Consider the following 13,105-nt stretch of genomic DNA (forward strand, 5'->3'; position numbering starts at 1 on the left):
TAATTCTTTTCGAAAGAAACATTATCATCGTCAGATGATAATGTTTCCCATCCAGAACCGCGCGAGCAATATTTATTTTTAGATAGCATGACTATTTACCGCTATCGCATTCTGTCATCAAATACCCGCAACGTCCCCGAATCAAACGCTCAAACGTCACGCAGAAAGTCAATCGCTGCGCCAGCGTCTTTATGTTTTCCAGCAAACTCATGTTTAAACGCATAAGCCCCTGCCGGTGAGTCAATGCTGTCTATACTTCTGGGGTATAAAAATGAGACTCAATTTTAAACATTGCAGGTAGAAAATGAAAAAAATCGCGTTAATTATCTCTGGGCTCCTCTATTCCGGTCTTTCACAGGCAAGCGCGCTCTATTTTTATGAAATAGGTACCGAAGATGTCGGCCTTGCCGGCGCGGGCCAGGCCGCGAGGGCGCAGGATGCGTCAACGATCGTGACTAACCCCGCAGGAATGACCCGCCTGCCGGACCATATGTTCACCGGCGGGATGCAGGCGATGGGCGGGGATATCTCGTATCAGCTTAAGGATGAGAACGGCAGAAGCAGCCCCGGCAACGTGATGAACGTATTTCCTAACGCCAGCGGCTTCTATACGCAAAAAATCAATGACGACCTTTACGCCGGCATTGGTCTCTACGGCAACTACGGCTTAGGGATCGATTTTGGCAACTGGGCGGGCGATCGGCTGATCAAGAAAAGCACCATGGTCGCGATGACGCTGAGCCCGTCGCTGGCCTATAAGCTCAACGACCGTCTCTCCATTGGCGCGTCCGCTAACCTTAACTACGGCTTCCTTTCCCTGACCCGCAGCGTTGATGGAACCGACCAAAAGGACAAAGATCACGACTGGGCCATGAGCTATCGCCTGGGTCTGCTGATGCAGCTGACGGAGCAAACCCGCGCCGGTATCACCTGGACCAGCAAGACGGACTACAACTTCAATATTGACGGTAAGGCCCGCTTACCCAATCTGCCGAATACCGAGTACGACCTGCCGATTTCAGCCCAGGTTCGCGCACCGCAGCAGATCATGCTGAGCCTTGTGCACGACATCAACAAGCAGTGGTCGGTGATGGGGGATTTAGGCTGGCAGGACTGGAGCCAGTTCGGTAGCCCGCAAATCACCGTTGCCGGCAAGGAGAGCGACAAACAAAACCGCCTGAAGGACTCCTGGCATACCGCGGTGGGCGTCCAGTACCGGCCGACCGAGCAGTGGCGTTTGAACGCCGGGGTAGGTTTCGATAGCACGGTATACGACTCGCAGAGCGACGTGGCGCTCACTCTTCCGACCGGCGACGAATGGCGCTTTGCCACCGGCGCGCAGTATCAAATTACGCCGGCAAGCAATATCGGCGTCGCGGTCTCCTACCTGCACATGCAGTCGTCGCACGTGAAATCGCCGGAAATTATCGCCGGGGATTACGATCATCCGTACCTGTGGTTCGCCAGCGTCAACTACAGCTACCAGTTCTGATAGCGAATATCGCCCGCTGCTCCATCGCGCATCGGGCAATATTTTCATGGACTTAAATCAGTTTGAATAGAAATCTTACCGGTTTAATCTGCAGAATATCCTGCCAGATTTTATGTAAATCAATCACTCCCGCCAGCCCCAGCAGTGCCAGCGTAATCAGTACCGTCGCAGCGGTAATGATCAACATCAGGCGCACCATATTACGCTGAATTTTATCCTGCTGCTTCGCCCGGCGCTCATCCTTCTCATGCTCGACCAGGGTGGCAATGGCGTTTCCCTGGACCCTATATACGTTATTATCTACCGCCAGCTCGCCGGAAAAAACCAGCGACGCCATTAACAACGTCACCTTCCGGCGAAACTGCTCGTTGCGAATATGCTGATACCACAGCTTGCCGTATAAAATATCGATAACTTCATCGACCGTAATCCCGGATGAGAGCCTTGAAGGCCGCTGATGCACAAACTCGTTAACGATCAGGCCGAGCAGGTAAATACGGTCCTGGCTCCTCACCTCGCGCTCGCGGAAAAAAGCGGACACCACCGCAGCCTTACCCCTTAAGAGGGCTGTTTTTATATTAAAAATAGGTAGGTAGCAGTTAACAAAATAGCCAAAAACGTTTGTGAAGGTTATCTTGCCATATTTTTTATAGCTAACAATCTCACTCTCCATTGCGGCCAGGCGGGCGACAGGGAAAGCAATATCGCTATTGGCAGCGGCCCCAGTTGGATTTAAACAGCGCATGCTGACATCGCTGCCGTTAAAACCCGTTAACTGATAGCGGTTACGCTCAACGTCGGCAAAATAGACCGCGTAATAATCGTAAGGATCGCCGCCGCGTTCATTTTTGGCCACCAGCTTTGGTAAATGCGCGGCCCAGATCCTGGCCTTCAGGCTGGCCAGCGTTTTTCTTAACATAATATATTCCGTCGAGGTAGGTTAATACTGGCTATAAATATAGCCTGAGATTGACTCAATCTTTTAGCATTAAGCCCGATCGGTGGTTTATTTTTAGCTAAGAACAGGTTTTACAAAGCGGCATTTATCAATATAAAAGCTGCGTTCTGGCACCAGAAAATAGCGCTCGCGCTGAGCCAGATGCATTAATGCAGTCGGATAACGGCGATAACTTAATAGCTTAGCTCTTAGAGTCAAGCGCATTCTGGAGCCAGTGCGCTATGCTTGAACAGCAACTAATAACGTAGTGAGCTTATAAGGAAATCATCATGCGCTACAAAATCATGGCCTTTATTATCCCCTGCGCGCTGGTACTTAGCGCCTGTACCACCGTCACGCCGGCCTATAAAGATAACGGCACCCGCAGCGGTCCCTGCATCGAAGGCGGCCCGGACGCGGTTGCGCAGAAATTTTATGATTATCAGATCCAGCACCGCAATAGTGACCTGACGGCGCTGCGTCCCTACCTGAGCGACGATCTGGCGAAGCTGCTCAACGACGCGCGCCAGGATCCTTCCCGCAACGCCGTGCTGCAGTCCAACCCGTTCTCCAGCTCGGCCACCCCGGCCGATAGCGCGGATGTCGCCAGCGCCTCCACCATCCCGAACAGCGATGCGCGCAATATTCCGCTGCGCGTTGAGTTCAGGCAGGGCAGCAAAATCTGGAAAGATGAGGTGCTGATGATTCAGGAAGGCCAGTGCTGGGCGGTAGATGACGTTCGCTACCTCGGCATTAACGCCCACGCGCCGGCGGGTTCACTGCAACAGAGTCTCGAAAAACGCGGATAAGGGCGCTGAACCTGCTCTACAAAACCGATAACCCCGGTAAAATGTCGGTATTTCATGCGGTAATGCCGACATTTGCTCCCGCCTCCCCCACGAACCCATATTTTGTGCTAAGTTTAGAGGTAAATGCGGGTTACATTTAACTTTTAACGCATAAATATTGCATAACTATTCTGTCAAAGGTAGTATTTGCGGCCTCAATAGCTATTCGTATCAGACTGCCCAGATGAGTATTAAACTAAACGGCATTAACTGCTTCTACGGCGCGCACCAGGCGCTGTTCGACATCACGCTGGATTGCCCGCAGGGGGAAACGCTGGTGCTGCTCGGCCCAAGCGGCGCCGGGAAAAGCTCGCTGCTTCGCGTACTCAACCTGCTGGAGATGCCGCGTTCCGGTACGCTACATATCGCCGGTAACCACTTCGACTTTACCAAAGCGCCGTCTGACAAAGCCATCCGTGAGCTGCGCCAGAACGTCGGTATGGTTTTCCAGCAGTACAATCTGTGGCCGCACCTGACCGTGCAGCAAAACCTGATTGAAGCTCCCTGCCGCGTGCTGGGTCTCAGCAAAGATAGCGCTCTGGCCCGCGCCGATAAGCTGCTGGAACGTTTGCGCCTGAAACCCTACAGCGACCGCTATCCACTGCACCTTTCCGGCGGCCAGCAGCAGCGCGTCGCCATTGCGCGGGCGTTGATGATGGAGCCGCAGGTGCTGCTGTTTGATGAGCCAACGGCGGCGCTCGATCCGGAAATTACCGCCCAGATCGTCAGCATTATCCGCGAGCTGGCGGGTACCGGCATTACGCAGGTCATCGTCACCCACGAAGTGGAAGTGGCGCGTAAAACGGCCAGCCGCGTGGTGTATATGGAAAATGGCCATATCGTTGAACAAGGGAATGCTGACTGCTTCGCGCATCCGCAGACCGACGCGTTTAAAAACTATCTTTCACATTGATGTTTTTCGGGGAAATGACGATGAAAAAAGTACTGATTGCCGCGCTTCTGGCCAGCATGAGCCTTTCTGCTACCGCAGCCCAGACCATCCGTTTTGCCACCGAGGCGTCCTATCCTCCGTTTGAAACGACCGACGCCAACAACAAAATCGTCGGCTTCGACGTCGATCTGGCTAACGCGCTGTGTAAAGAGATCGATGCCACCTGTACCTTTACCAACCAGGCTTTCGACAGCCTGATCCCTGGCCTGAAATTCCGCCGCTTCGACGCGGTGATGGCCGGGATGGACATTACGCCTGAGCGCGAAAAGCAGGTGCTGTTTACCGCCCCTTACTATGAAAACTCCGCGCTGTTCGTGGGCCAGCAGGGCAAATTTACCAGCATCGAGCAGCTGAAGGGCAAAAAGGTCGGCGTCCAGAACGGCACCACCCACCAGAAGTTCATTAACGACAAGCATCCGGAAATCACCACCGTTCCGTACGACAGCTACCAGAATGCGAAGCTGGATCTGCAAAACGGCCGCATCGATGCCGTATTTGGCGACAACGCCGTGGTCACCGAATGGCTGAAGAGCAATCCGAAGCTGGCAGCGGTGGGCGATAAGGTGACGGACAAAGACTACTTCGGTACCGGCCTTGGCATTGCGCTTCGTCAGGGCAATACCGAGCTGCAGCAGAAATTTAACGCTGCGCTGGAAAAAGTGAAAAAGGATGGGACTTACCAGACCATCTATAGCAAATGGTTTCAGAAGTAATCCTCAATGAACGAATTTTTTCCATTAGCAAGCGCCGCCGGGATGACCGTCGGCCTTGCGGTCTGCGCGCTGATTATCGGCCTCGCCCTGGCGATGCTTTTTGCCGTGCTGGAGTCAGTCAAATGGCGCCCGCTGGCGTGGCTGACCACCGGCGTGGTAACGATCCTCCGCGGGCTGCCGGAAATTCTGGTGGTCCTGTTTATCTATTTCGGATCGTCGCAGCTGCTGCTCACGCTCTCTGACGGCTTTACCCTCAATCTCGGCTTTGCGCAGATCCCGGTGCAGATGCAGATTGAGAACTTCGACGTCAGCCCGTTCCTGTGCGGCGCGGTGGCGCTCTCTCTGCTGTACGCCGCCTACGCCTCGCAAACCCTGCGCGGCGCGCTGAAAGCGGTGCCGCAGGGACAGTGGGAGTCGGGCCAGGCGCTGGGGCTGTCGCAAAGCGCGATTTTCTTCCGCCTGGTGATGCCGCAAATGTGGCGTCACGCCCTGCCGGGGCTCGGCAACCAGTGGCTGGTGCTGCTTAAAGATACCGCTCTGGTCAGCTTAATCAGCGTTAACGATCTGATGCTGCAAACCAAGAGCATTGCCACCCGCACCCAGGAGCCGTTTAACTGGTACATCATCGCGGCGGCAATCTACCTGGTGATCACTCTGCTCAGTCAGTACATCCTCAAGCGTATTGACCAGCGTGCGACGCGCTTTGAACGGAGGCCCGGCTGATGCTCGACTACTTACCAGAACTGCTCAAAGGGCTGCATACCAGCCTGACGCTGACCGCGGCCTCGATCGTCGTCGCGCTGATTCTGTCGCTGATCTTTACCATCATCCTGACGCTGAAAACGCCGGTGCTGGTATGGATTGTGCGCGGGTATATCACGCTCTTTACCGGTACGCCGCTGCTGGTGCAGATCTTCCTGATTTACTACGGTCCGGGCCAGTTTCCGTCGCTGCAGGAGTACCCGGTGCTGTGGCATCTGATTTCTGAGCCGTGGCTGTGCGCCCTGATTGCCCTGTCGCTCAACAGCGCCGCCTATACCACCCAGCTCTTTTATGGCGCGATACGCGCCATTCCTGAGGGCCAGTGGCAATCCTGCGGCGCGCTGGGGATGAGCAAGAAGGACACCCTGGCGATCCTGCTGCCGTACGCCTTTAAGCGCGCCCTCTCCTCCTACTCCAACGAGGTGGTGCTGGTCTTCAAGAGTACCTCCCTGGCTTATACCATTACGCTGATGGAGGTGATGGGCCACAGCCAGCTGCTGTACGGACGAACCTACGACGTTATGGTCTTCGGCGCGGCCGGTATCGTGTACCTGATCGTCAACGGCCTGCTGACGCTGCTCATGCGTCTGGTGGAGCACAGGGCGCTGGCATTTGAGCGTCGAAGCTAACGTTCTGAAATGCATAATTAGTAAATAGAAAGGCGGGTAATGCTGATGAATTACCCGCCTTTTTCATATAAATAAAAAATACTTATACATCTTTATTGAATATAAATTCATTTAATGGCATTGTGAAACCCGGCCGCAAGCACGGCACGACATCATAAGATTGACCGACGGGAGTTCGACGATGAAAAAGTTAGTTCTGGCTGCACTGCTTTCCACTTTCGCTTTTGGCGCCGTTGGCGCAGAAAAAATCAGCTTTGGCGTTTCCGCTACCTATCCACCGTTTGAATCCATGGATGCCAATAATCAGATCGTTGGCTTCGATCTCGATCTGGCGAAAGCGCTGTGCAAACAGATGCAGGCGGAGTGTACTTTTACCAACCACGCCTTCGACAGCCTGATCCCGGCGCTAAAATTTAAAAAATATGATGCGGTGATTTCCGGCATGGACATTACTCCGGAGCGCAGCAAGCAGGTGTCGTTTACCGACCCGTACTACGCTAACTCCGCGCTGGTTATCGCCAAAAAAGACGCCTTCCACTCCTTTGCCGATCTGAAAGGCAAACGTATCGGCATGGAAAACGGCACCACTCATCAGAAATACCTGCAGGATAAGCATCCTGAAGTGAAAACCGTCGCCTATGACAGCTACCAGAATGCGTTTATCGACCTGAAAAACGGCCGTATTGATGGCGTATTTGGCGATACCGCGGTGGTTAACGAGTGGCTGAAAACCAACCCGCAGCTCGGCGTCGCCACGCCGAAAGTAACCGATGCGCAGTACTTCGGTACCGGCCTTGGGATCGCGGTTCGTCCGGATAACAAAGCGCTGCTGGAGAAGCTGAACGGCGCGCTGAAAGCGATTAAAGCGGACGGCACCTATCAGAAAATCAGCAGCCAGTGGTTCCCTGAGTAAGCGCGGGCCCTTCCCGACTCCGGGCGTGAGCGCCTGAGGCGGGCGCCCGGCCAGCACGGCGCGGCCGGGAAAACCTTACAGCGGCAGGGTAAAGCGGAAGCTGGCCCCTGCCGCCGCCTCCTGCAGGCGAATATCGCCCCCGTGCAGCTGCAGCATGCGGCGCACGATCATCAGCCCCAATCCCCCCGCAGACTCCCGACGCTGACCAGGTTCAAGTACCGAAGGCCGTTCGAAGAGGGTTGCCCGCAGCTCGCTGGCGACGCCGGGGCCGCTGTCCGCCACCTCAACCACTATCTGCGACGCCTGCTGGCGCGCCGTCAGGCGAATCACTCCTCCTTGCGGCGTGTGGCGAATGGCGTTATCGAGCAAATTGGTCAGCACCCGCTCCATCATCGATAAATCGGCCACCACCGGCGGCAATCCCTCGGCCAGCGACAGCTGTAAACCGATGCCGCGGGTCGCAATCGCCAAATCGAATTTCTGCGCGACGTCCTGAACCAGCTCGGCGAAGATAAATTTCTCCGGCTGCGGTTTGATGCCGCCGTGTTCGAGCCGGGCCAGCTCAAACAGCTGCTGCGACAGATGGCGAACCTTATTGCCCTGGCGCAGCGCGATATTCAGATACTGCTGGCGATCCTCGGCGTTGAGCCGGTCAGCCTTCAGCGTCAGGGTCTCCAGATAGCCCAGCAGCGAGGTCAGCGGCGTGCGCAGATCGTGGGAGATATTGGCGATAAACTCGCGCCGCTGGCGGTCGCTATCGGCCAGACGATCCCACTGGTCGGCAATCTGGCGGGCCAGCGCAATAAAGCGATTATGCAGGATCGCCACCTCATTCCCGGGATGCGGGTCGGGCGCCTGGGCCGCCAGCGCTTTGATCGCCACCATGCTGTCCGGGCCGGAGATCGCTACCTGGGCGGTCAGCTGACGCACCGGGCGCGTGACCCAGAACCACGCCAGCCCGCCCGCCAGCAGGCCAAACAGCGCCACCAGCAGCAGCGTCCACAGCAGCAGACTCCACAGCGTCTGCTGCCAGGCCGTGGCCGCCAGTTCGTTAAAGGTTTCGCCCTGCAGAATAATATAGAGATAGCCGCGCAGCTGGCCCTCCTGGCGCAGCGGCGCAACGCTAAAGACTTTCTGCTGCCCGAGGCTGCGGGGATCGTCGCCGTACACCGGCCACGCGGCGCCGGAGAGGAACGCCTGCACCGGCGCCAGATCGATGCGCTGGCGTTTGATATGGCCCGGCGGCGCGGCATCGGCTAACAGCTCGCCGTCGGGAGAAACCAGATAGAGCTCAACGCTGGGGTTAAACACCATCAGCCGATCGAACAGCGGCTTCAGCGCCTGACGATCGACCTGCCCCTGCGCATCCAGCAGCGGCTCGCGGGCGACAATTTGCTGCGCCAGCCCGGCGGAAAGACGCTGCACCATCGCGTTACCGTACTGCGCGCTGGTATAGAGCTGAACGAGGCACACCGCCGCCGCGCACAGCAGCAGCAGCGAGGTGAAGACCAGCGCCAGGCGCTGGCTCAGGCTGAGACGGCGCATCATTGCCCCACCTCCTTGCGCTCCACGGCAAACTTATAGCCCTTTCCCCACACGGTGAGGATAATTTCAGGCTCCGTCGGCTCGTGCTCGATTTTGCTGCGCAGGCGGTTGATATGGGTATTGACCGTATGCTCGTAGCCTTCATGCTGGTAGCCCCAGACGCTGTCGAGCAGGGAGAGGCGAGAGAAGACCTCTCCCGGATGGCGGGCGAAGTAGTACAGCAGATCGAACTCGCGCGGGGTCAAATCAACCGGCTCGCCGCGCAGTCTGACTTCGCGCGACAGCGGGTCGATATTGAGGCCGTGGCAGGCGATGCGCCCGGCATCCATCAGCAGATTTAGCCCCATCGCCTCCTGGCGGCGGAACACCGCTTTGACGCGGGCGATAAGCTCCAGAACGGAGAAGGGTTTGGCCAGATAATCATCCGCCCCCATCTCCAGCCCCTGCACGCGCTGGGTTTCGCTGGATCGGGCGCTGATGATGATCACCGGCAGATAGCGGGTCATCTGGCGGATGCGCCGGCAGATCTCCAGGCCGTCAACGTTCGGCAGCATCAGGTCAAGGATCACCGCATCCCAGGGGCTTTTTTCCAGCAGCCTCAGGGCCTCTGCGCCGTCCGCTACGTGGGCAATCTGATACCCCTCGTCCTGCAAATTCAGGCGCAGCAGGGCGGCAATATCATCGTCATCTTCAACTAACAGGATTTTCTTCGCCACCGGTGTCGCTCCGCTAATATCATGCTCTTATTAGCAAAGCTTACCCGATTTTGGCCGGCAGAAGAGTTCACATTTTGTTTAAACTTCGCGGACCAGCAGCGTCAGCACCTCATAGTGCGCGGTGTGGGGGAACATATCGAACAGCTGCACCCGCTCGGTGCGATAGCCCGCCAGCTGAGCGATATCTTTCGCCATCGTGCGGGCGTTGCAGCTGGAGTAGATGATATAGGGCGGAGCCATGCGGCTTAAGTAGTCGCACAGCTCGCTGCCAATCCCACGACGCGGCGGGTTCACCAGCACCAGCTGCGGAACTTCGCCCTCGCCGGTAGCAAAACGGGTGGAGTCCAGCGCCTGGAAGCGGAGGTTGCTGAGGCCAAGCTCGGCGGCGGACTGCCGCGCGCAGGCAATGGCCTCTGGCGCAATCTCAATGCCGGTCAGCCGCATCTGCGGGGTGGCGCAGTGCAGGCCGAAACCGCCGACGCCGCAGAACAGATCCCACATGTGGTCTACCGGCAGCTGGCGCACCCAGTCCCGGGCGGTGGCGTACAGCCAGCTGGCGACTTCGGGGTTGGTTTGAAAGAAGCTTTGCGGGCGGATCCACAGCGGTACCTCGTTGAAGCGCTCCGCCAGCGCCTGCTGCGAGGTGAGGAAAATCTCCTGCTCCCCTTCCATAATCGCCATATGCACCGGCTGAATATTGGCGGTAATCACCTTCAGCTGCGGCAGCTGCGCCTGCAGCCACGGCAGCGCGGCGCGCAGCTGGGCGAGCTTCGCCTCAGAGCGCAGCACAAAGCGCAGCATCATGCCGCCGTCGAGGCGGCTTTCGGTGAGCAGCAGATACTTCAGCTCTCCGCGTCGGCGGGCCACCTGATAGGGCGTGAGGCCGGCGCGGGCGATAAACGGCTTCAGCAGGGCGAAGACCGGCGCAAAGCTTGCCGGGTAGAGCGGACAATCGGTGAGGTCTTCAGGGTTGCCGTCGCGGTGCAGCATGCCGAGCAGCGGGCGCTCAACGCTGCCGCTGACCACCATTTTGGCCTTATTGCGAAAGCCGGTTTCTGGACCGGAGACCGATTGGCACCACGTCGCCACCGGGCGTTCTGCCAGCAGCGACCGCAGATCGGCCATTTTATCGGCGAGCTGTTGTTCTGCCGGCAGTTCCAGCCACTGACAGGAGCGGCAGCGGCCCGCGTCATAGAGTGCGCAGTGCATAAAAAGACCTTCAAAAAATCAGGGGCGGGGATTGTATCACCGTTATTGCAGTTGGAAAAAGCGTCGGCACGATGCCGGGATAAACAGCAGCGCCAGCACCAGCAGGTCCGGCAGCTTCTGCATCACCAGGGAACGGAAAATTTCCCGCTTCGATTCGCCGGCAATGCTGAACAGTTCAGGGTAGCCGTAGCCCAGCGAGGCGGCCCACAGATAGCCGCTGACGATAATCTGCGTCAGCAGGTAGATCCAGCGCGCCCGGTTCTGCCCTTTGACCAGGGAAAACGCGCACCAGATTTCAATAAACACCAGCAGCAGGCTTGAGAAGAAAACCAGCGTCAGGGGCCACGTCTGCACGCTGCGGTGGATAAACTCACTCATCCCCCGCACGCCAAGCTGATTGAGGATCATCAGCAGGTCGAGGGCGCGAATTAAAATAATGGCGAACGCCGCCACCTGCACCAGCGCAGGGACGTTCAGGCGAGCATGAGATGAGCGAGCTTTAGTAAACAATCCCAACGGTTGAGTCTTCCATGAAAACGGCGTCGCACAATCGCGACGCCGGCACCAGGTCTTGTTATCGATTTTAGGGGCTTCAGCCGCGTCTTGCACGCTGGATATCGCGTACTCGCTGCTTTTCTGCGCGGGCCATCAAATACCAGGCGATAAAACCAACAATCCCGACCACGCCGAGGATAAGCGTCGCCAGGGCGTTGATTTCCGGATTGACGCCCATGCGCACGCTGGAGAAAACCAGCATCGGCAGCGTGGTGGCGCCAGGACCGGAAACAAAGCTGGCAATCACCAGATCGTCCAGCGACAGGGTGAATGCCAGCAGCCAGCCGGAAATCACCGCCGGCATGATCATCGGCAGCGTGATGATGAAAAATACCTTCAGCGGCGCGGCGCCCAGATCCATCGCCGCCTCCTCGATGGAGTGATCCAGCTCGCGCAGCCGCGACGAAATCACCACCGCAACGTAGGCGGTACAGAAGGTCACGTGCGCCAGCCAGATGGTCAGCATACCGCGATCCGACGGCCAGCCAATCGCGTGTCCCAACGCGACGAAAAGCAGCAGCAGCGACAGCCCGGTGATCACGTCCGGCATCACCAGCGGCGCGGTGATCATAAACGCAAAGCCGCTCGACCCGCGAAAGCGGCCAAAGCGCACCAGCACCACCGCGGCGATGGTGCCGAGGATCGCCGCCGCCGTCGCCGCGCAGGTGGCGATAGTCAGGCTCAGACCCACGGCGCTCATCATCGCATCGTCGTGGAACAGCTCGCTGTACCAGCGCGTTGACCAGCCGGCCCACACCGTCACCAGCTTCGAGCTGTTAAACGAGTAGATAACCAGCATCAGCATCGGCGCATACAGGAAGGTAAACCCGATCACGAGGATTAATATTCGCCACGGCGAACGCACTACCGGCAAATCATTCATCCGTGTTCCCCTATCTGTTTTTGCTGATGCTTGTGGAACCACATAATCGGTACGATCAGCAGCAGCAGCATCACGATGGCCACCGCCGACGCGACCGGCCAGTCGCGGTTGTTAAAGAACTCCTGCCACAGCACGCGGCCGATCATGATGCTGTCCGGGCCGCCGAGCAGCTCAGGGATAACGAACTCGCCCACGGCCGGAATGAAGACCAGCATCGAGCCGGCGATAATTCCGCCCTTGGTTAACGGCACGATCACCTGGAAGAAGGTTTTCAGCGGGCGAGCGCCCAGATCCAGCGAGGCCTCCACCAGCGAGTAGTCGATGCGCGTCAGCGCGGTGTAAATAGGCAGCACCATAAACGGCAGGTAGGCGTAAACGATGCCGATATAGACCGCCAGGTTGGTGTGCAGGATCTCCAGCGGCTGGTCAATAACCCCCAGCCACAGCAGAAAGTTATTCAGCACGCCGTTGCTTTTCAGCAGCCCCATCCACGCGTATACGCGGATTAAGAACGAGGTCCACGACGGCAGGATCACCAGCAGCAGCAGGATATTGCGCGTTGAGGGCTTGCTGTGCGCCACCGCCCACGCCAGCGGGTAGCCCAGCAGCAGGCAGCAGAAGGTGGAGATCCCGGCCACCTGCAGCGACTGCAAATAGGCCTCAAAGTAGAGCGGATCGTCGGTGAGCTGCAGGAAGTTCGCCAGATTAAGGGTAATCGTCAGCTGACCGTCGGCCCACTCCAGCAGATCGGTATAGGGCGGAATAGCCCGCGCCATCTCCGCGAGGCTGATTTTAAAGACGATCAGGAACGGCAGCAGAAACAGCAGCGTCATCCACAGATACGGCAGCGCAATCACCAGCTTGCGGCCGTGGGCCATTTGCAGGCGCGTTAGCCACGGCGTTGCGCCGCCCGGCTTTTTCGCCCCTGCCGGTGGTTCTAATGTACTCATC

At 57.6% G+C, this 13,105-nt stretch carries 14 protein-coding genes; 7 read left to right on the forward strand and 7 right to left on the reverse strand.

The window, feature by feature from the left end; genetic code table 11:
• The first annotated feature begins 304 nt into the window (after window positions 1-304).
• Window positions 305-1,492 carry an OmpP1/FadL family transporter gene (locus tag M2416_RS03260; protein WP_076945039.1) on the forward strand — a complete coding sequence of 396 codons (1,188 nt, stop codon included), beginning with the start codon at window positions 305-307 and terminating at the stop codon, window positions 1,490-1,492.
• A gap of 52 nt (window positions 1,493-1,544) precedes the next feature.
• On the opposite strand, the gene M2416_RS03265 is transcribed toward M2416_RS03260, so the two are convergent.
• On the reverse strand, window positions 1,545-2,411 hold the full coding sequence (locus M2416_RS03265) for a hypothetical protein (protein ID WP_259222086.1): 867 nt from the start codon (window positions 2,409-2,411) through the stop codon (window positions 1,545-1,547).
• A gap of 308 nt (window positions 2,412-2,719) precedes the next feature.
• Here M2416_RS03265 and M2416_RS03270 point away from each other — a divergent pair, with 308 nt between their 5' ends.
• The 6 genes from M2416_RS03270 to artJ all read left to right on the forward strand — a co-directional run bounded on the left by M2416_RS03270 (window position 2,720) and on the right by artJ (window position 7,246).
• Window positions 2,720-3,238: a lipoprotein gene (locus M2416_RS03270; protein ID WP_041144761.1), complete on the forward strand. Its 519-nt coding sequence runs from the start codon at window positions 2,720-2,722 to the stop codon at window positions 3,236-3,238.
• Between the two features lie 223 nt (window positions 3,239-3,461).
• Window positions 3,462-4,190 carry an arginine ABC transporter ATP-binding protein ArtP gene (artP, locus tag M2416_RS03275; protein WP_076945038.1) on the forward strand — a complete coding sequence of 243 codons (729 nt, stop codon included), beginning with the start codon at window positions 3,462-3,464 and terminating at the stop codon, window positions 4,188-4,190.
• A 20-nt stretch (window positions 4,191-4,210) separates the two neighbouring features.
• Window positions 4,211-4,942 carry an arginine ABC transporter substrate-binding protein ArtI gene (gene artI / locus M2416_RS03280; protein ID WP_041147560.1) on the forward strand — a complete coding sequence of 244 codons (732 nt, stop codon included), beginning with the start codon at window positions 4,211-4,213 and terminating at the stop codon, window positions 4,940-4,942.
• A gap of 6 nt (window positions 4,943-4,948) precedes the next feature.
• Window positions 4,949-5,665, forward strand: coding sequence for an arginine ABC transporter permease ArtQ (gene artQ, locus M2416_RS03285; protein ID WP_076945037.1), 717 nt, complete (start codon window positions 4,949-4,951; stop codon window positions 5,663-5,665).
• On the forward strand, window positions 5,665-6,333 hold the full coding sequence (gene artM / locus M2416_RS03290; RefSeq protein WP_076945036.1) for an arginine ABC transporter permease ArtM: 669 nt from the start codon (window positions 5,665-5,667) through the stop codon (window positions 6,331-6,333). Before artQ ends, artM begins: the two co-directional genes overlap by 1 nt.
• A 181-nt stretch (window positions 6,334-6,514) precedes the next feature.
• Window positions 6,515-7,246: an arginine ABC transporter substrate-binding protein ArtJ gene (gene artJ, locus M2416_RS03295; RefSeq protein ID WP_241721914.1), complete on the forward strand. Its 732-nt coding sequence runs from the start codon at window positions 6,515-6,517 to the stop codon at window positions 7,244-7,246.
• A 75-nt stretch (window positions 7,247-7,321) separates the two neighbouring features.
• On the opposite strand, the gene M2416_RS03300 is transcribed toward artJ, so the two are convergent.
• From M2416_RS03300 to potH, 6 genes are all read right to left on the reverse strand, one after another.
• Window positions 7,322-8,794, reverse strand: a complete 1,473-nt coding sequence (locus M2416_RS03300; protein WP_259222094.1) for a sensor histidine kinase — start codon at window positions 8,792-8,794, stop codon at window positions 7,322-7,324.
• Window positions 8,791-9,507 (reverse strand): response regulator transcription factor, encoded by a 717-nt coding sequence (locus M2416_RS03305; RefSeq protein ID WP_135184990.1) that lies wholly within the window; start codon window positions 9,505-9,507, stop codon window positions 8,791-8,793. Before M2416_RS03305 ends, M2416_RS03300 begins: the two co-directional genes overlap by 4 nt.
• 78 nt (window positions 9,508-9,585) lie before the next feature.
• Window positions 9,586-10,716 carry a 23S rRNA (uracil(747)-C(5))-methyltransferase RlmC gene (rlmC, locus tag M2416_RS03310; protein ID WP_259222098.1) on the reverse strand — a complete coding sequence of 377 codons (1,131 nt, stop codon included), beginning with the start codon at window positions 10,714-10,716 and terminating at the stop codon, window positions 9,586-9,588.
• A 42-nt stretch (window positions 10,717-10,758) separates the two neighbouring features.
• Entirely contained in the window at window positions 10,759-11,232 is a 474-nt protein-coding gene (locus tag M2416_RS03315) for a YbjO family protein (protein WP_041144753.1), read from the reverse strand.
• A gap of 76 nt (window positions 11,233-11,308) precedes the next feature.
• Window positions 11,309-12,154, reverse strand: a complete 846-nt coding sequence (potI, locus tag M2416_RS03320) for a putrescine ABC transporter permease PotI (RefSeq protein WP_041144752.1) — start codon at window positions 12,152-12,154, stop codon at window positions 11,309-11,311.
• Window positions 12,151-13,104 (reverse strand): putrescine ABC transporter permease PotH, encoded by a 954-nt coding sequence (gene potH, locus M2416_RS03325; protein WP_076945033.1) that lies wholly within the window; start codon window positions 13,102-13,104, stop codon window positions 12,151-12,153. The genes potI and potH overlap by 4 nt, the downstream gene beginning before the upstream one ends.
• Between the last annotated feature and the right edge of the window lies 1 nt (window position 13,105).

Source organism: Klebsiella sp. BIGb0132, from assembly GCF_024810075.1.
GTDB classification, from domain to species: domain Bacteria; phylum Pseudomonadota; class Gammaproteobacteria; order Enterobacterales; family Enterobacteriaceae; genus Klebsiella; species Klebsiella terrigena.

Coding starts and splice junctions, on each gene's coding strand:
- M2416_RS03300 (WP_259222094.1), bottom strand. CDS start 8,794: ATGATGCGCCGTCTCAGCCTGAGCCAGCGCCTGGCGCTGGTCTTCACC.
- artJ (WP_241721914.1), top strand. CDS start 6,515: ATGAAAAAGTTAGTTCTGGCTGCACTGCTTTCCACTTTCGCTTTTGGC.
- artQ (WP_076945037.1), top strand. CDS start 4,949: ATGAACGAATTTTTTCCATTAGCAAGCGCCGCCGGGATGACCGTCGGC.
- M2416_RS03270 (WP_041144761.1), top strand. CDS start 2,720: ATGCGCTACAAAATCATGGCCTTTATTATCCCCTGCGCGCTGGTACTT.
- artM (WP_076945036.1), top strand. CDS start 5,665: ATGCTCGACTACTTACCAGAACTGCTCAAAGGGCTGCATACCAGCCTG.
- potI (WP_041144752.1), bottom strand. CDS start 12,154: ATGAATGATTTGCCGGTAGTGCGTTCGCCGTGGCGAATATTAATCCTC.
- artP (WP_076945038.1), top strand. CDS start 3,462: ATGAGTATTAAACTAAACGGCATTAACTGCTTCTACGGCGCGCACCAG.
- M2416_RS03260 (WP_076945039.1), top strand. CDS start 305: ATGAAAAAAATCGCGTTAATTATCTCTGGGCTCCTCTATTCCGGTCTT.
- M2416_RS03265 (WP_259222086.1), bottom strand. CDS start 2,411: ATGTTAAGAAAAACGCTGGCCAGCCTGAAGGCCAGGATCTGGGCCGCG.
- artI (WP_041147560.1), top strand. CDS start 4,211: ATGAAAAAAGTACTGATTGCCGCGCTTCTGGCCAGCATGAGCCTTTCT.
- rlmC (WP_259222098.1), bottom strand. CDS start 10,716: ATGCACTGCGCACTCTATGACGCGGGCCGCTGCCGCTCCTGTCAGTGG.
- potH (WP_076945033.1), bottom strand. CDS start 13,104: ATGAGTACATTAGAACCACCGGCAGGGGCGAAAAAGCCGGGCGGCGCA.